Raw genomic sequence first — 18,658 nt, forward strand, 5'->3', positions numbered from 1 at the left:
ATTTATGCAGGGTTAGTTTACAAAAAGCCTTCCCAACACCCAGATTTTTGGTCAATCTGTATTGATCCATGCGATCGACTTTAACCTATGTTTAGCCGTGCATGCTGTACAGCGTCGCGGCAAGCCGCTGAGGAATTCAATCCGTGAGACAGGATAAGCTGACTGCCAAGTTTCAGATGGCTCTGGCCGATGCCCAAAGCCTAGCCTTGGGGCGCGATCATCAATTCATCGAGCCGATCCATGTGATGGCGGCCCTGCTTGATCAAGAGGGCGGGACCATCCGTCATTTGCTCAACAAGGCCGATGTCAATGTCAACAAGCTGCGTTCAGCCCTCAACGAGGCGCTCGACCGCCTGCCGACGGTGCATGGGGTCGGCGGCGAGGTGCATCTGAGCAATGACCTGATCCGCCTCTTAAACCTCACCGACAAACTCGCCCAGCAGCGCGGTGACCAGTTCATCTCCTCTGAACTCTTTGTACTGGCGGCGCTCGATGATCAAGGGGCCCTCGGTCAGGCCCTGCGCAATGCGGGCGCCAGCAAGCTGGCCATCGAGCAGGCAATCCAGGCCCTGCGCGGCGGGCAGGCAGTCAATGACCCGAACGCCGAGGATCAACGCCAGGCACTCCAGAGATATACCATCGATCTCACCGAACGCGCCGAACAGGGCAAGCTCGATCCAGTGATCGGGCGCGACGATGAGATCCGGCGCACTATCCAGGTCCTGCAGCGGCGCACCAAGAACAACCCAGTGCTGATCGGCGACCCAGGGGTCGGCAAAACGGCAATCGTCGAGGGCCTGGCGCAGCGCATCATCAAGGGCGAGGTCCCGGAAGGACTGAAAAGCAAGCGGCTATTGGCACTCGACATGGCCGCCCTGATTGCCGGCGCCAAGTTTCGCGGTGATTTTGAGGAGCGGCTGAAGGCGGTGCTCAATGAGATTGCCCGGCAAGAGGGCAATATCATCCTCTTTATCGACGAGATCCATACCATGGTCGGCGCCGGCAAATCCGAGGGGGCCATCGATGCCGGTAACATGCTCAAACCCGCCTTGGCACGGGGTGAGCTGCATTGCGTGGGTGCCACCACCCTCGATGAATATCGCAAATATATCGAGAAGGATGCAGCGCTGGAGCGACGCTTCCAAAAGATCCTGGTCGATGAGCCGAGCGTCGAGGACACCATCGCCATCCTGCGCGGCCTCAAGGAGCGCTATGAGGTCCATCACGCCGTCGAGATCACCGACTCGGCGATCGTCGCCGCCGCGACCCTCTCGCATCGCTATATCACCGATCGCAACCTGCCCGATAAGGCGATCGATCTGATCGATGAGGCGGCCGCGCGCATCCGCATGGAGATCGACTCCATGCCCGAGGAGATGGATCGGCTCGACCGGCGTCTGATCCAGCTGAAGATCGAACGCGAGGCCCTCAAAAAGGAGTCCGACGAGGCATCCAAAAAGCGGCTTGCCGATCTCGAGGAGCAGATCGCCAAGCTCGAACAGGAGTTTGCCCGGCTCAATGAGATCTGGCAGGCGGAAAAGGCGGCCGTCCAGGGGACGGCCCAGCTCAAAGAGGCCCTGGATCGGCTGCGCCTAGAGCTGGAGACCGCGCGACGCGCCGGCGATTGGGCGCGCATGTCTGAGCTGCAATATGGGCGTATCCCCGAGCTCGAGAAACAACTGGCCGCAGCGACCCGGGCCGAGCAGTCCGAGACGCATCTGTTGCGCAACAAGGTCACCGAGGAGGAGGTCGCCGAGGTGGTCTCCAAGTGGACCGGGATCCCTGTCTCTAAGATGCTCGAGGGCGAACGCGAGAAGCTGTTGCGCATGGAGTCTGAGCTTGAGCAGCGGGTGGTCGGTCAAAATGAAGCAGTGCGTGCGGTCAGCAATGCCATTCGCCGCTCGCGCGCTGGGCTTGCCGACCCCAACCGCCCGATCGGTTCGTTTTTGTTTTTAGGGCCTACTGGTGTGGGCAAGACCGAACTCTGTAAGGCGGTCGCCGCCTTCCTATTCGATACCGAGGAGGCGATGGTGCGCATCGACATGTCTGAGTTCATGGAGAAGCACTCGGTTGCCCGACTGATCGGTGCACCGCCCGGCTATGTGGGTTATGAAGAAGGCGGCTATCTCACTGAGGCCATCCGCCGCCGGCCCTATAGCCTGATCCTGCTCGATGAGGTCGAGAAGGCGCATCCTGAGGTCTTTAATGTCCTGCTGCAGGTGCTCGATGACGGGCGGCTGACCGACGGCCAAGGGCATACGGTGGACTTTCGCAATACCGTGATCGTCATGACCTCGAATCTGGGGTCTGACATCATTCAACAGCGAGCTAGCGAGTCCCAGTATGCCGAGATGAAGGAGGCGGTGATGGAGATCGTCCGCCACGCCTTCCGACCGGAGTTTATCAATCGGCTCGATGAGATCGTGGTCTTCCATCCCTTGGGGCGTCAACAGATCCGGGCGATTGCGCGTATCCAGATCGGTTATCTGCAAAAACGCCTGGCCGAGCGCGAGATGCGTCTCGAGATCAGCGATGCGGCACTCGATTTCCTCGGCGAGGCCGGCTTCGACCCGGTCTATGGCGCGCGTCCCTTAAAGCGCGCCATCCGCGCCCATTTAGAAAACCCCCTCGCCCAGGAGATCCTTGCCGGCAAGTTCGGGCCTGGGGATCTCATCCAAGTCGAGGTCGCCGGGGATCAACTGACCTTTGAACGGGTGCTCGAGGGCGAGCTGGTCGAGTAGCTGGATAGGGTACGAGTGCATACCCTGTCATTACGGCGCAAGCCGGGATCCAGAAACATGCAGACGGTCCCATAAAAGCGCAGATGGATCAGGAACACTTCGTCTTTCGCGACCCGTATGGTGGGCGCTGGCGCAGCCTAAGCCGCGCTGCCCTACTCAGCAGCCTGACGGCGGCGCTGGCGTTGGGTGCCGTTTTATATTCGCTGCTCGTCCCGCCCCGGTTGTTATCCCCACCGTCTGCGATCGAAGAGGTCGATGCCAGTCGGGTACGCGCTGCGACAGCGCTCACCCAGATACCTGAGCATCTGCCCAAGCCGCCGTCTTGGTTGACCCAGGGGACAAGCGGGGCGCACACTGCGCGCCCTGCTTCCCTGAGCCAAGGGCCAACGGCCGACCGCGGGGTGGCGAGGGTGCGTCTGGGTCTGCTTGATGACGATCCAGATCGGGCGCTGGTTGCACTGCGCGCGCATGCCAAGGAGCTCACCCACATCGCCCCCTCTTGGTTTCAGCTCGTCGGCATGCCGCCCGCCCTCCATGAGACGCCGGACCCAGAGGTTGCAGCGCTCGCCGACTCGCAGGGTCTGGCCTTGATGCCCCTCTTGACCAACCTCGGCGAGGAGGGGTTTGAGCCCGAGGCAGTCGAAGAGCTGGCGCGCTCGGGCCCAGCCCAACAGCGCGCCTTCGCCCAGCGGCTCAAGCAACGTCTGCGCGCAATCGGCGCCAAAGGGGTCATCATCGCCTGGGAGAAGGTGGATCCTACCTATCGCCGCGACCTAGTTACGCTCATCGGACGCCTGCATGAGGAGTTGCAGCGGGCGGGTCTTGAGCTGTGGCTGAGCGTGCCGGTCGGCAACGACATCCAGGCATTCGATCTCGAGGCGCTCGTCTCGCAGGTCGATCGCCTGGTCGCCGTGCTTTATTACCAGACCGGCGAGGAGGACGCCCCAGGGCCGCTCGCCGCGCTCGCGTGGTTTCGCGAGTGGTTAGATGCGCTTGCGCACCACGGTGACCCTGCACAATGGATTATTGGACTTGGCGCCTTCGCCTCTGACTGGCCGGAGTCGGGAGCGGCGGAGCTGATCTCATTTCAAGATGCCATGGCGCGCGCGGCCATGGCTAAGGTCGGCCTGATCGCCAATCTGCCGCCTTATGAGGGCTTGAACTTCTCCTATATCCTCGATGGGGTCAGGCATGATGTCTGGTTGCTCGATGCCATCAGTTTTTGGAACCAGCAGCGCCTAATGCTCGCGCGTGGTCTCGGCGGGATTGCGATCGACCATCTAGGCGCCGAGGATCCCCTGATCTGGCAGGCGCTGCGCGATGGGTTGGCAGCAAGACCTGGCGATTTTGTCTCGATACCGCCCAGCGAGACCATCGCGACCATAGGTCAGGGCGATTTTTTTGTCGAGATCGATCCCCAGCAACAGGCTGGGCACCGCGCTATTGAGCTCGATAGAGATGGGTTTTGGCAGGTGCGTTATCTCGCCTACCCAGAGCTCCCCCATGTCATGCGTAAAGGAGGGCAGGCGGGGCAGCAGGTGGCGCTCACCTTCGACGACGGCCCAGACCCCCAATGGACCCCGCAGATCCTGGACATCCTTAAGGCAAACGGGACCCCGGCGACCTTTTTCGTCATCGGCGAGAAGGCCAACGCCTATCCAGGGCTCCTCAAGCGGATCGATGACGAAGGCCATGAGATCGGCAACCACAGCTTCAGCCACATCGATCTCACCCAGGCCGGGTCATTGCGCATCGCCCTTGAGCTCAATGCCACCCAGCGGGCGATCGAGCGGATCACCGGGCACTCGACGCTCTTATTCCGTCCACCCTATGATGCCGATCGCACCCCTCATACCCGCTCTGAACTTGAGTCGCTGGCGGCAGCTCATTCCCTCGGCTATATCCCGGTGATGTCCAGCATCGATCCCTGCGATTGGCAGGGCCCTAAGGCCAGCGATGTCCTCAAGCGCGTCCAACAAGAGCGTTTAGCAGGGGGGCAAGTGATCCTGCTCCATGATGGGGGCGGCGACCGCACTGAGACTCTGTTGGCCCTGCCGGAGATCATCCGTTACCTCAAGGCGAGAGGCGATGAAATCGTACCCTTGCATCGACTGCTTGGGGTCGCGCGCGAGACCCTGATGCCCCCCATCCCCTCCGAAGACCCTGTGCCTGAACGCTTGATCGCCAGCACTGGGCTGCAATCCATGGAGCTTCTTAATCGCGGTACCTGGGCCTTTTTGCTAGTGGTGACGGTCCTGCTCCTGGCCCGCTCCCTTTTGCTTTTCGGTTTGGCGACTTGGCGCCTGCAGCGCGAGCGCGCCAGCTGCGATGTGCTCCCCGGCTTCAGCCCCCCGGTGTCAGTTATTCTGCCGGCGCATAACGAGGAACGGGTGATCGCCCAGACGCTTACCGCCCTGTTGGCCAGCAACTACCCGGCACCCTTCGAGGTGGTTGTCATCGATGATGGCTCGACCGATGGCACGGCTGCCCTAGTTGAGTCGTTGGCCGAGGGCGATAGGCGCGTGCGCCTTATCCGTCAACCCAATCGCGGCAAGTCTGCGGCCTTGCGCCATGGGCTCAGTCAGGCGCGCTATGAGTTTTTGGTGATGCTTGATGCCGACACCCAGTTTGCGCCCGATACACTCACCGAACTGATGCGCCCGCTGCGCGACCCACAAGTCGGCGCTGTCTCTATCCAGATCGAGGTGGCGCCGCAGACCAATCTGCTGGGACGGTTTCAGCGCTTAGAATATCTCTCGGCCTTTAACCTCGATCGGCGCGCCCATGACCTGCTCGATGCCATCCCCGTGGTGCCAGGGGCGGCGAGCGCCTATCGCATCGCGGCTATCCGCGCTGCCGGCGGCATCCAATCCGATACCCTGGCCGAGGATACGGATCTGACCCTGGCCTTACACCGTGCCGGTTATCGTATCCGCCATACCAATCGTGCGCGGGTCTTAACCGAGGCGCCGCGCACCCTGCGCGCCCTCTTTCGCCAGCGCCGGCGCTGGGCCTATGGCACCCTCCAGTGTCTCTGGAAGCATCGATCGCTCTGTTGCAATCCGGCCTACGCTTGGCTTGGCCTCTTCGTGCTACCTAGCGTCTGGTTCTTCCAGATCTTTTTGGTCGCGCTGATGCCCCTGATCGATCTGGGCTTGATCCTGACCCTGATGCGCGGCGAGTCCGGGCCGCTGCCTTATTATCTCGCGTTCTTTATCCTCATCGATCTCGCCTATGCCTGGGTCGCCTGCTGGCTTGCGGGTGAGCCGGTGCGCACGGCGCTGTTGATCCTGCCGATGCGTTTCATCTATCGGCCCCTCTTGGGCCTTGCGGTTATCTATGCCCTGTATCGCGCCTTACGCGGGACCTGGATGGCGTGGGGGCGTCAGGAACGCTGGGGGTTGGGTAATAACCGTAATAAGCAATGGGCGGGTAGTCTATGATGAACGCTACAGGATGGAGCAGCGGATTATTGTTATTGTTTTTGGCTCTGATACCGATGATCCAGACAGATGCCCAACCTCAAGATACAGCTTCAGAGCGCATGACCTTGGCCATCCCTGCTGCCGGTGCGTATCACGGCGCCTATCTCGACTTCGGCGACCATGAGGACGAGGTGACACTTGAGCGGATCCACTGGTTCAACGAGCTGGTCGGCAAGCGCCTGGCGATCGTCGCCTTTTCTAATTATTGGGGCCGGCAGCGTTTTCCCCTGGAACAGGCGCAATTGGTGATCAACAGCGGCGCCGTCCCCCTCATCTATTGGAACCCCTGGGAGGACCAAGAGGATACCAAGCGCTCGCGCTTTGACCTGGGCGCGATCCTCGCCGGTCACTGGGATGGGTATATCGATGCCTGGGCTAAGGCAGCACGCGACCTAGATCGGCCCCTGCTGGTCTCCTGGGGGCTGGAGATGAACGGCAACTGGTTTCCTTGGTGCGGGGTCTTTCACGGCGGGGGCGAGGAGGTCGTCCCAGGTAGCGATCCGCCCCGTTATCGAGGACCTGAGACCTTTAAACGGGCCTATCGCTATGTGGTCGATCGGGTCCGTGCTGCCGGCGCCGATAACATCGCCTGGGTCTTTCATGTCAATAATACCTCAGATCCCGATGCCCCCTGGAACCAGATGGCTGCCTATTATCCAGGCAGCGACTATGCCGATTGGCTAGCGATGAGCGCCTATGGCATGCAGTTTCCCACCGAGCACTGGATTAGCGTCAAGGAGGCGATCCTCGATCATTATGCCAAGCTTGCTGCGATCGATCCCGACAAGCCGATCCTCCTTGCCGAATGGGGGATAGGCGAGTTTCCGCACAAGGGTGACAAGGGGCGCTGGATCGGCGAGGCGATGGCAGCGATGGAGCATCTTTCCCGGCTCAAGGGCGCTGTCTTTTGGCACGAGCGCTGGCAAAACGGCGATCTCAGCTATAGCAATCTGCGGGTCAATTCATCGAGCGGGGCGTTGGCGGCCTATCGCCAGGCGGTCGCGCGCGTGTTTTGGCTGAGTGAACCGAAATTTGTCCCTGCACGCCTTCCTTAAACACCTTAGGGTGCGCATTGCGCGCCCTACCCGAGCGGGCAGCGTAGCATTGACAATGCCCTCTCAAGGATAAGGACACGCCGATTCTTGCGGACAAAGCATCACCCCGATCCACCGCTCTGCAAATAAATCAGCGTGTCCTTAAGCACATCACCCTGAGCCTCATCCGCCTTGACCCTATCCAGCGCAAGGGCAGGATCAAGGTTCGTCGCTCTATCGCTTCCACCTGGGACGATGACCGCGCCGAGCTCCTCGGACTGAGCTAACTTTCATGCGATGGCCATGCCGATTTGTCATACCACTGACAGACGCGATCGGTTAGGATGATGCGCGTTTCACCGCCCCTTTGGGTACCCCTGATCGACCGTTCATCGAGGAGGCCCCCGTGTTGCAAGCCAAAACCCTGGGTCTAGCGTTCGTCGTCTCGCTACTGCTGGTGAGCGGGCTGCTGCCTGCCCGCGCTGAAGAGCAGACCGTCCATGTCTATAACTGGAACGATTATTTCGCCCCAGATACCCTGACCGGGTTCGAGAAGGAGACCGGCATTCGCGCCGTCCTCGATCTCTATGACTCGAACGAGGTCCTCGAAGCCAAGCTCTTGGCGGGCTCGAGCGGCTATGACCTCGTCTTTCCCACGGTGCACCCCTTTGCCGTGCGCCACCTCAAGGCAGGGATCTATCAGCCGCTCGACAAGTCCAAGCTCCCTGGGCTGGAGCGCCTCGACGCCGACATCATGGCCAATCTCGCCAAGGTCGATCCGGGTAATCAATATCTTGTCCCCTATATGTGGGGCACTACGGCGCTGGGGATCAATCCGGATAAGGTGCGCGCGGCCTTAGGCGAGGACACGCCACTAGATACCTGGGGCCTGATCTTCGACCCCGAAAAGGCCAAGAAGCTCGCCGGCTGCGGGATCAGCCTGCTCGATGATCCGACCGAGGTCTTTGCCGCGGCCCTGACCTATCTCGGGCGTGATCCCAACAGTCAGGCGCCAGAGGACCTCGAGGTCGCCGCCGAGCTGATCAAGAAGGTGCGCCCCTATATCCGTTACTTCCATTCGTCGCAATACATCAGCGATCTCGCCAATGGGGCCACCTGTGTCGCACATGGCTATTCGGGCGATATCCTGCAGGCGCGCGAGCGTGCCGCTGAGGCCAATCAGGGCGTGAGGATCGTCTATCGCATCCCGCGCGAAGGGGCCGTGCTTTGGGTCGATGTCATGGCCATCCCCAAGGACGCACCCAACCCCGCCGCCGCCCATGCCCTGATCGCCTATCTGCTCAAACCCGAGGTGATCGCTGCGGCCTCGAATCATATCTTCTATGCCAACCCCAACTCGGCGGCCACGCCCTTATTGTCGCCTGAGCTGCGCGATGACCCCGAGATCTATCCGCCGCCCGAGGTGCGCGCCCGGCTCTTTACGCCAAGCGAGCGCAGCGAGCGTGAGATCCGCAACCTCAACCGGTTGTGGACCCGCCTCAAATCAGGCCGCTGATGGAGTTGGGCCGTGTCTAACGGCGCCCCTGGCCGTCACCCCCTCGAGCCTTGGCAGGACCCCAAGGCCAAGCCCTATGTCCGCATCGACCGCGTCACTAAAAAGTTCGGCGACCTCTATGCGGTTGATGATGTGACGCTCGAGATCTATCAAGGCGAGTTCTTTTCGCTGTTGGGCAGCTCGGGCTGCGGCAAAACCACGTTGTTGCGTCTGCTGGCGGGCCTCGAGTACCCCACCAGCGGGCGGATCTATATCGACGGGGCGGACGTCACCGATGTCCCACCCTATTCACGCCCCGTGAACATGATGTTTCAGTCATACGCGCTCTTTCCGCACATGACGGTGGAGCAGAACATCGAGTTCGGGCTGAAACAAGACCGCCTGCCTCGGCGGGAGCGCAAGGAGCGGGTCGATGAGATGCTTGAGCTCTTAAAGATCACCCCCTTGCGCAAGCGCCGGCCTGATCAGCTCTCGGGCGGCCAGCGCCAGCGGGTGGCGCTTGCCAGAAGCCTCGCCAAGCACCCCAAGCTCCTCTTGCTCGATGAACCCCTGGGAGCGCTCGACAAACGGCTGCGCGAGAACACCCAGTTCGAGCTAGTCAATCTACAAGAGCGCCTGGGGACGACCTTCATCACCGTCACCCACGACCAGGAGGAGGCCATGACCATGTCCAGCCGGATCGCGGTCATGGATGCTGGGCAGATCATGCAGGTCGATACCCCAACCGCGATCTATGAGTTCCCCAACAGCCGTTTTGTGGCCGAGTTTATTGGCTCGGTCAATCTCTTCGAGGGCAAGGTCATCGACCTGCAAGGGGATGACTTCTTGATCGAGGCCCAGTTTGGGGGCCTGATGCGCATGCGTAGCCTGCAACCCCATCCCATCGGCACACCGGTTGTCGTAGCGATCCGCCCGGAAAAGCTTCGCCTGTGTCAGACCCCGCCGAGCAACGGCGGGGTCAATCAGCTCAAAGGGGTGGTCGAAGACATCGCCTATCTCGGCGATGTCTCGATCTATCGTCTGCGCACCCCCAATGGCCCCTTGGTCGAGATGACCCTCACCAACATCCAGCCGCGCACCGAACAGGTCCTGACCTGGGAGCAGGAGGTCTGGGTCGAGTGGTCGCCGACCAGCGGCGTGGTCTTGACCGACTAAGGCCATGAAACCGCAAACCACAAGCGATGAGGAACGTCGGCTCGGGCGGCTGAGCAATATCGGCCTGCCTTATCTGTGGCTGGGGCTTTTTTTCCTCTTGCCCTTTGTCATCGTGCTGCGCATCAGTCTGGCCGAGCCCGCGCTCACCCAGCCGCCCTATACGGCGCTCTGGGAGTGGGTCGATGGGATGCTCGAGATCCGGCTCAACCTCAGGAACTTTCAGCTCATCTATGAGGACCAGCTCTATCTCCAGGCGCTGTTGAACTCGCTCTGGGTGGCCTTGGTCGGGACCCTGGGGTGTCTGCTCCTCGGCTATCCCATGGCCTATGCGATCGCGACCGCGCCCGAACACCGGCGCATCCCGCTTCTCATGCTGATCATCCTGCCCTTTTGGACCTCGTTCTTGATCCGTGTCTATGCCTGGATTGGTATCCTCAACGCCAACGGCCTGCTCAACGGCTTTTTGCTGTGGCTGGGGGTGATCAATGAGCCGTTGAAGATCCTGCATACCCAGAGCGCGGTCTATGTTGGGGTGATCTATTCCTATCTACCGTTCATGATCCTGCCGCTCTATGCTAATCTCACCCGGCTCGATCGGACCCTATTGGAGGCGGCGGCGGATCTGGGATGCCGGCCATGGTGTGCATTCTGGCGGATCACCTTTCCCCTGACCCTGCCCGGGGTCATCGCCGGCAGCATGCTGGTCTTCATCCCAGTGGTCGGCGAGTTCGTGATCCCCGATCTGCTCGGCAATCCAGGCAGCCTCATGGTCGGCCAATTGATGTGGACCGAGTTCTTTGCCAATAAGGACTGGCCACTGGCTGCAGCCCTAGCGATCGTGCTGCTGACGATCCTGGTTGTGCCCTTTGTCATCATGCAGCGCCTGCAACAAGAAGACGAGGTGACCTAGCATGGGACGCAGGTCCTGGCCCTTGCTCAGCGTCCTAGCCTTCGGCTATGCGTTTTTATATATCCCGATCGCCCTCCTGATCCTGTATTCGTTCAACGAATCGCGCCTGGTCACCGTCTGGTCGGGCTTTTCGCTCAAGTGGTATCGGGAGCTTTTGCACAACCGCCAGCTCCTCGAGGCCGCCTGGCTGAGCGTGCGCATCGCCGCAGTCAATGCCACGGTCGCTGTGGTTCTAGGGACCCTAGCCGCCAATGCCCTGGTGCGTCACCCGCGCTTTCGTGGGCGCACCCTGTTTGAGCTGCTTCTTGCCGCGCCCCTGGTGATGCCGGATGTGATCATCGGCCTGTCGCTGTTATTGCTGTTTGTCGCCATGCAGCAGACCATCGGCTGGCCGGGGGGTCGAGGATTCACCACCATCACCATCGCCCATATCACCTTCAGCCTTGCTTATGTCGCGGTCGTGGTACGCTCGCGCTTGATGCGCATGGACCGCTCGCTCGAAGAGGCGGCGATGGACCTGGGGGCGCGCCCGCTGACCGTCTATCTCCAGATCACTCTGCCTTTGATCGCACCGGCCCTGCTGTCGGGCTGGCTGTTGGCCTTCACCCTCTCGCTCGATGACCTGGTGATCGCGAGCTTCGTCTCCGGCCCAGGCGCAACCACCCTGCCCATGGTGATCTATTCGAGCGTACGCATGGGGGTCTCACCGCAGATCAATGCCTTGGCGACCCTGATCGTCTGCTTGGTTGCGATCGCCGTCCTGATCGCCGGTTCATCCATGCGGCGGCGGTGAGGGTGAGCATGGGCACGATGTGCTCGCCTTACCATCTACCAGTGACGGCGAGGGCCTGAGGACGACATGACGACACGAAACGAGATCGAGCTCATCCAGCCTGACGATTGGCATCTCCATCTGCGCGACGGTCCCGAGCTTGCTGCTGTGGTGGGCTTTAGCGCCCGCATCTTTGGTCGTGCCATCGTCATGCCCAACCTCAGACCGCCGGTGACCACGACCGAGCAGGCACTTGCCTATCGCGACCGCATCCGCGCAGCCTTGCCTTCCGACAGCCGGTTTCAGCCCCTGATGACCCTGTATCTCACCGACCGGACGGCGCCCGAAGAGATCGAGCGCGCCAAAGCAAGCGGTGCGGTCTTTGCGTGTAAGCTCTATCCCGCCGGTGCCACCACCCATGCGGACCAGGGGGTCACCGACATCTGGCGCCTGCAGCCTGTCTTCGAGGCCATGCGTGCAGTGGAGATGCCTTTGCTCATCCACGGCGAGGTGGTCGATCCGCAGGTGGACATCTTCGATCGCGAATCGGCCTTCATCGAGCAGGTCCTACGCCCGCTGATAAAGCGGGTGCCGGGGCTTAAGATCGTGCTCGAACACGTCACCACCGCCGAGGCGGTGAATGCGGTGCGCTCAGGGCCGGAGACCCTGGCTGCCACCATCACGGCGCATCACCTGCTCTATAACCGCAACGCCATGCTTGCAGGCGGCATCCGCCCCCATTTCTATTGTCTGCCGGTGCTCAAACGCGAGCGCCATCGGCTTGTGCTCATCGAGGCGGTGACCAGCGGCGACCCCAGGTTTTTCCTAGGGACCGACAGCGCACCGCATTCTCGCAGGGCCAAGGAGATGGCCTGCGGCTGCGCCGGGATCTTTACTGCCCATGCCGCCTTGGAACTCTATGCCGAGGTCTTTGAACAGGCCGGCGCCTTGGATCGCCTCGAGGGGTTTGCCAGCCGACATGGACCTGATTTTTATGGCCTGCCGCGCAATCTGGGGCGGGTCTGTCTGCGCAAAGAACCCTGGACGGTACCCTCGATATATGAGTTTGGCGATGATCGTCTGATCCCGCTCCGCGCCAATGAGACGATTGCCTGGCACTCGGCCTTGTGCTCACCCAACCGCTGCTGAATCAACCCTGATTAGATTCGGCCATTTTTTTGACAAGGGTTTCAGAAAGCGTGGGTCTATCAGCAGTTGATCACCCTTGTTGCCGGCGGTTGCAGTCAAAGAGGTCTAGTCGATCTGTTTCGAATCAATCATCCCCTGGCCGCAACCGCTTGAACAGCTCCCGCCTGGAGATTTCGCGCTGGAGCGGGCAGTCGCGACGCGCAGCCTCCATGTGCTCATCGCGCACACGGATGACATCGGCCCAGGCGGCGAAGACTGCATCGGCATCGGGATAGGGCTCCAGATTGAGACAAATGGGCTGTAAAAGATAATGTCCTAACCCCTGGAGATAGCCGAGATGGGCCTGTTGCGGCTGACCGAGGAGGTCAAAACACATACGGGGGCCGAGCACCTGATATGCCGCCCCTTGCTGTTCTGCCGCCGACCAGCCTGTAGGTAGCTCGATTGCCGGCACCCGCAGGGGGAAAAACAGGCGCGCCAGCATCCAGGGGGTCAGAAGCAGCAGTGCCCGCCAGTCATCGATCCGGCGCAAGGCGCGGACCTCAATCGGCAGTTTGGGGTTGAGCATAGGGTCGCCGGCTAGGATCTCGTTGCGCAGTGCGGCGTGGAGCGCAATGACCCGCTCAACCAATGCCCGATCATCGTCGAGCTCCTGAAAGAGCTGCCAGGATGGTTCAATCAGCATGACTGCACCCTGCACACAGTTGAGCGAGCTGTGCGCCAAGCTGCCGGTATAACAGCAACTGGGTCTGGACCTGTAGATCGGCGGCAAAACGCGGCAGCCAGCGGCACAGATGCTCCTCCCACAGCTCAGTGGCAAGGGCTAGGGGATCTGCAGTGGATGTTGGCCAGGTTGTCAGCCCCTTGCCGCCCGCAGGCGCCTCTGTCCCAGCTGAATAGGCCCTTCCCCTGTCCGCCAGATAGGCAGCGCACTCGAGCTGGGTGCCCAGATAGTCGGCAGGCATGGACTGGGCCTCGAGGCCGATGCGCCGATAGAGGTCTTGTAATGAGTGAACAGCCTGGCCGTGCATCGATCCCTCGCGATAGGCCGACTCATAGGGCGGGCACGGCGTCTGCGGATAACCGACGAGGAACAGCCGGGTATATTCGGCCTGCCAGTGATCGAGGGATAGGGACTCGAGTTCGGCGATGGCCTCGCCCAGCCAAGGCTCTTGGGTAGCCAGCTCCCACAGCACGGCGATGGCCTCGGTCTCGGGAAAGGCCAACAGGAGAGCTAGTCGGCGCAGATGGGCAGGGTCAGGCGATACGCTCCGCATGAAAGATAGGTCTCCTATCCGGCAGCCCCGAGCCTTCCTTTATGCCCACTCAGCGCCCATGCATGGCATAGACCACCTATTGCCCCCTGCCCTGCCCAGCCACATGAGAGACCACGGCCCCCTTCTGCAGCCATCCTCACCAGGGATAGGCATAGACCCCGGCGTACATGAAATAATGCCGCAAGAGATACCCGCCGATCAGCACCAGCACCGAGGCAGTGAGGATCGGTACGCGGCTTCGCCAGCCCTGGATCACACCTTTGAGCTCCAAGAAGAAGGGCGCGATCAGGCCGAAGCCGATGAACCCCACCACCCAGCCGTAATCGTTCCAAAGTAGCTCGAGCGAGCGCACCGCCGATTCTGAGCCGTTCTTCAGATATTGATATAGCGAAAACAGGACGACGAGCTCAGCGGCGATCAACACCAGGTCGATGCGCTCATAAAGCACCCGCACATGCTCATGCGCCTGATCGTGCATGAGCGTATACATCACGACCAAGAGAAAGGCCATGGCGGTCGAGAAGGCCGAGATGGTAAAGAGCAAGGGGACTGCTGGGTTGTGCCAAAGGGGAACGGCCGGGAAGGATTGGAGCAACAAACCCGTATAAACAGCGACTCCGACCCCATTGACAACGGCGAGCCACCCCACCGCCCGCCGGAACCGTTTGACCAAGTGGGCGATACCAATGACGAAGGGTTGATCGATGAGCCCACGGATGAACGGAACCTTGCGCGGAAAATCGGTCTCGCGCACGTAGGGCAGGGCATAAAGGATGCCCCAGACCATCATCCAGATGATGAACTGGGTCCCCCAGGCGATCCAGGCATCGGGTTTGTGGAATAACACCAAGGGATTAAGGACATTAATCACCGCAAATTTGTCGAGCAGATGGCCAAAGAGCATCAATGAACCCAAGGCCAATAAGACCACCCCAGCCCCTGCGCCCCAGATCACGAGCCCGCGATCGGGTTTGAGATACATATCGGTGAGAAAGGTCACCGCCAGGGTCGCTGCCCCCAGACCCCCGAAGTAGAGATAGATCGCCAACCACCAGGTCCAGATCTCCTGGGTTGTATAGGTCATGTTGACGTCCATGGTTAACCCCTCCAGCGGATGTCGTCGATGTAATAGACATTGGGCCGGGTGCCGATGTGCGGCATCAGGGGCCGGGCCACCCCGCTGGCCACCATCTGGGCGATGGGATCCTCTGGGTCGTCCAGGTCGCCGAACAGCCGCGCTGACCCCACGCAGGTCTCGACACAGGCCGGTTTGAGTCCCTGTTCGACCCGGTGATCGCAAAACGAGCATTTATCGACGCTGGGCCGGCGGCGCCGGTAATCCGACCCATAAAAGGCACGTCCTTCTTTGACATCTGCCCAACTGACCTCGACCCGCGCCTGATAGGGACAGGCCATGGCGCAGGCGCGGCAGCCCATGCACAGGTCCTGATCGACCATGACGATCCCGTTGGGTTTCTTATAGGTTGCGCCCGTAGGACAGACGGTCATGCAGGGTGGGTTGTCGCAATGATTGCATAACCTTGGGAAGAACCGGCGGTGTACGTCTGAGCCTAGGCCGATCTCTTTGTCATGCACATAGGTGCGCCACTTGTTTTTGTCCCAGACCGGTGTCTGGTTTTCCATCGCGCAGGCAGCCATACAGGCATTGCAGCCGACGCAGGTGTTGAGGTCGATGACCATGGCATAGTGCGTCATGTAAAACTCCTCCGTCACAGCCGCGTGACCCGCACAGTGAACTCTTGCGAGCGAAAACCGGCGACCACGGGTTCAACCTGGTAGGGGATCAGCTTACTGGTGGCCGTGCCCTCGCCATGGGTGCGCGAGAGCGCCTTGTTCTCGACCCCAAACGAGCTATAGACGAAGAGCACATCGGGATGGATGAGACGGGTGACATAGGCGTGGCCTGTGGTCTGCTGTCCGGATTGGGTGTTGGTGATCTGGATGCGATCGCCCATGCGGATACCGAGCGCCTGGGCGCGGCTGGGGTGGATCCAGACCCCCTTGTAGACATCGGTCTTGAACTCATTGATCGCCGCAAGTACCGGGTTATTGCTATTGGTCGAGCCGTGCGAGACAGTTGGGGTCTTGCCATAGGTGAAATAGAACTCGTCCTTGGCGAGGGGGGCGGCGACCTCTTGGGGTGAACCCGAACGCAGCTTGACGGGGATATAGGTGGCCAGCACGCTGAAGTTGGGCTCGGTGTGGCCCCCATCGCGCAATTGACACATCAGGCTCGAGTAGAACTCGATGCGTCCGCTCTCGGTGGGAACCGGGAGCTTGGCTGGCATGGCATAACGGGCCAAAACTGTATCGCGGTCCATCTCGTGATAGACCCCCTTGGCGCGCAGCACCTCATCGATATGCTGGGGGGTGACGCCGAGACGGTCGGCGGTCTGGGCGAATGCCACCTCGCGGCAGGCCTGCTGATAGGCGCCCTTTTTCATCTTTTGACGGTTGCGCGCCAGCGCTGCCTTGATCGGTTCAGCCCGAAGACCTGTGAGCTTTTCGACCCAGTCGTGGAAGGTGTCGGTATTGCCCGAGATGATCTCGGTCATCTTCAGCAGGATATCCGCGGCCTCCTCGGTGTCATAGAGCGGTGGGATGGCGGCATAGCGGGTGGTCAGCGCCAGGTCGTGATTGACCCCGTTGCCGTAGAGCGTCGGCTCGTCGCGCTCGAGATAGGTCGTATTCGGCAGGATGACATCGGCATAGAGGGCGGTATCCGAGGGCAGGACATCGATCAGGACCACCAGCTCGACGTTCTCATGCGCCAGGGTCTCCTTCCAGCGGGTGTCGGGATAATAGTGGCGCACCGGGTTGGAGGCGTTGATCAAAAAGGCGCGGGTCAGATAGGGCTCGCCCTTGAATTTGACCCGCCCCTCGACCGATTCCTTGAGCCCAGAATCGGTCATCACCGGCAACGCGACATTGAAGCGCCCAGCGGCCTGTTCTTGGGCGTTCCAGGCCCAGGTCCAACCCGGGCGCCCATGGGAAAAGTTCTCGCCCTTCGAGAGCGCATTGATCACCATCTTAGCGAAGGCCATGCCGGCAAGCGAGGCCAAGGGTGAGCCCATCTCATAGCCGTGCTCCATGGCCTCGTACATGTGCGCCGCCTTGTGATGCACCTCGCCTGAATTGATCCAGCCGCCGACGCGGTCGATCCCGCCGGTCAAGGCCTGGATCATGGCCTGCACCCGGCGCAGCATCATGACGTTGCCGAAGCGTGCGCCATGCCAGCCGGGGTCGATGATCGCCGGGCGGGTGGTACCGAACTCATAAGCGATGCGCCGGATGTCCTGGGCGGGGATGCCGGTGATCTCGGCGGCCCATTCGGGTGTATAGGGCGCAAGCTCCTGAAGCTGCGCCTCGAAGACGGTCATCACCGCCCGTCCATCCAGGCTGAACCCCTTAGGTGTGGTCAGGGCCGGGGTAAAGGTATGGCCCTCGATATCGCGCTGGTTGTCGTTAGTAAACTTGGGCAACACCCGCACCTGGGCCGCCCCCTCAACCAATACCTGGGGCCGCCCTTCGGCATCACTCAGCAACCGCAGCTCGCCCGCCTCATCGCGATAAGCCAAAAACGGCATATTTGTATGGCGGCACAGGAAATCGCCGTCATACAGCCCATCGCTCATCAGGATGCGCATCATGGCGAGCAAAAAGGCCAGATCCGTGCCTGGTTTGATCGGGATCCATTCATCGGCCTTGGCCGCAGTCTCGGAGCGACGGGGATCGAGGGCGACGATCTTGGCACCCTTTTTGCGGCCCTGGGCAAAACGCACCATGCGACAGGTCGAGACCGCGCCGATCGAGGCGTTATTGGCGACCAGCAGGATATATTTGGCGTTATCAAAATCCGGCAACACCTCGTCGTGGATATTGAAGTTGCCGGTGACCATGTCGGTGCCCAGGTGTCCGGTGGTCACGCAATGCTGCATCGGCGAGGCGACGATATTGGGGATCTCGTTGGCCATGGCGAAGGGCACGGCCCAGTTCATATAGAACACGCACGAGGTCCAGCCCCCGACCATGGTCCATTCCCAGGGCTTGATCCTGGCTGCCTGGACCTTCTTGGCGATATAGTCATAGGCCTCCTCCCAGCTTGCAGGGCGGAAGGCATAGTCGCCGCGTTTCCTGCCCTTGACCCGGATCATTGGGGTCTTGATCCGATCGGTGTCATAGGTCTGGCGCAGCCCGGCCTGGCCGCGCGCACAGATCTTGCCGCGATTGAGGGTCGAGTACGGATTGCCGTCCAGCTTGACGACCCGTTTCTTGCCCTTGTGGGTGCGGGTCGTCACCCGGAGATTGCACAGCGATGAGCAAAAGTTGCAGATGCTGTAATAGATCTCCTCCTTGGCTTCTTCTTCCTCAGCTGCAGCGTCCTTGACGAGCTGGGTCGCGGGCGACAACAGGGTCAAACCGGCCGCACCCAAGCCTGTGGTCTTCAAAAAGGCGCGGCGCGAAAGGCGTGGAATACTCCAAGCCATGGGGGGTGTCCTCCAGGGTGGTAAGATCGAACCGGGTCGTGGCCACGGAATCGTTCTTGCGCGATGCAACCGGCAAGCGGGGGCCAGGCTGAAACATTACGACATGGCGCC

General features: G+C 61.0%; 13 protein-coding genes. 8 read left to right on the top strand and 5 right to left on the bottom strand.

Annotation, left to right across the window (positions count from 1 at the left end):
* The first annotated feature begins 143 nt into the window (after positions 1–143).
* The 8 genes from clpB (at position 144) to pyrC (ending at position 12,762) form a co-directional block, all read left to right on the top strand.
* On the top strand, positions 144–2,741 hold the full coding sequence (gene clpB / locus GWK36_RS09775) for an ATP-dependent chaperone ClpB (RefSeq protein WP_166270976.1): 2,598 nt from the start codon (positions 144–146) through the stop codon (positions 2,739–2,741).
* A gap of 83 nt (positions 2,742–2,824) precedes the next feature.
* A complete protein-coding gene (locus GWK36_RS09780) occupies positions 2,825–6,184 on the top strand; it encodes a trifunctional glycoside hydrolase family 18/polysaccharide deacetylase/glycosyltransferase family 2 protein (RefSeq protein ID WP_166270977.1) in 3,360 nt (1,119 codons plus the stop codon).
* Positions 6,185–6,285: 101 nt separating this feature from the next.
* Entirely contained in the window at positions 6,286–7,281 is a 996-nt protein-coding gene (locus tag GWK36_RS09785) for a glycoside hydrolase family 26 protein (RefSeq protein ID WP_166270978.1), read from the top strand.
* Positions 7,282–7,711: 430 nt separating this feature from the next.
* Entirely contained in the window at positions 7,712–8,776 is a 1,065-nt protein-coding gene (locus tag GWK36_RS09795; RefSeq protein WP_425482797.1) for a polyamine ABC transporter substrate-binding protein, read from the top strand.
* A gap of 12 nt (positions 8,777–8,788) precedes the next feature.
* Entirely contained in the window at positions 8,789–9,931 is a 1,143-nt protein-coding gene (locus tag GWK36_RS09800) for an ABC transporter ATP-binding protein (RefSeq protein WP_166270979.1), read from the top strand.
* A gap of 4 nt (positions 9,932–9,935) precedes the next feature.
* The gene (locus GWK36_RS09805) at positions 9,936–10,841 is read left to right on the top strand and encodes an ABC transporter permease subunit (RefSeq protein ID WP_166270980.1); all 906 of its coding nucleotides are present in this window, start codon (positions 9,936–9,938) and stop codon (positions 10,839–10,841) included.
* 1 nt (position 10,842) lies between these two features.
* A complete protein-coding gene (locus GWK36_RS09810; RefSeq protein WP_166270981.1) occupies positions 10,843–11,634 on the top strand; it encodes an ABC transporter permease subunit in 792 nt (263 codons plus the stop codon).
* A gap of 66 nt (positions 11,635–11,700) precedes the next feature.
* Complete coding sequence (pyrC, locus tag GWK36_RS09815) at positions 11,701–12,762, top strand: dihydroorotase (protein ID WP_166270982.1); 1,062 nt, start codon at positions 11,701–11,703, stop codon at positions 12,760–12,762.
* A gap of 124 nt (positions 12,763–12,886) precedes the next feature.
* Here pyrC and hybE read toward each other — a convergent pair whose 3' ends face one another.
* The 5 genes from hybE to GWK36_RS09840 all read right to left on the bottom strand — a co-directional run bounded on the left by hybE (position 12,887) and on the right by GWK36_RS09840 (position 18,547).
* Complete coding sequence (hybE, locus tag GWK36_RS09820) at positions 12,887–13,447, bottom strand: [NiFe]-hydrogenase assembly chaperone HybE (protein ID WP_166270983.1); 561 nt, start codon at positions 13,445–13,447, stop codon at positions 12,887–12,889.
* On the bottom strand, positions 13,437–14,039 hold the full coding sequence (locus tag GWK36_RS09825) for a TorD/DmsD family molecular chaperone (RefSeq protein WP_166270984.1): 603 nt from the start codon (positions 14,037–14,039) through the stop codon (positions 13,437–13,439). Before GWK36_RS09825 ends, hybE begins: the two co-directional genes overlap by 11 nt.
* A 136-nt stretch (positions 14,040–14,175) precedes the next feature.
* Complete coding sequence (nrfD, locus tag GWK36_RS09830) at positions 14,176–15,135, bottom strand: NrfD/PsrC family molybdoenzyme membrane anchor subunit (RefSeq protein ID WP_166270985.1); 960 nt, start codon at positions 15,133–15,135, stop codon at positions 14,176–14,178.
* 2 nt (positions 15,136–15,137) lie between these two features.
* Positions 15,138–15,755, bottom strand: a complete 618-nt coding sequence (gene dsrO, locus GWK36_RS09835) for a sulfate reduction electron transfer complex DsrMKJOP subunit DsrO (RefSeq protein WP_166270986.1) — start codon at positions 15,753–15,755, stop codon at positions 15,138–15,140.
* A 14-nt stretch (positions 15,756–15,769) separates the two neighbouring features.
* Complete coding sequence (locus GWK36_RS09840) at positions 15,770–18,547, bottom strand: molybdopterin-dependent oxidoreductase (protein WP_166270987.1); 2,778 nt, start codon at positions 18,545–18,547, stop codon at positions 15,770–15,772.
* Positions 18,548–18,658: the final 111 nt, after the last annotated feature.

The sequence above is a fragment of the Caldichromatium japonicum genome (assembly GCF_011290485.1).
In the GTDB taxonomy this organism is placed as follows: Bacteria; Pseudomonadota; Gammaproteobacteria; order Chromatiales; family Chromatiaceae; genus Thermochromatium; species Thermochromatium japonicum.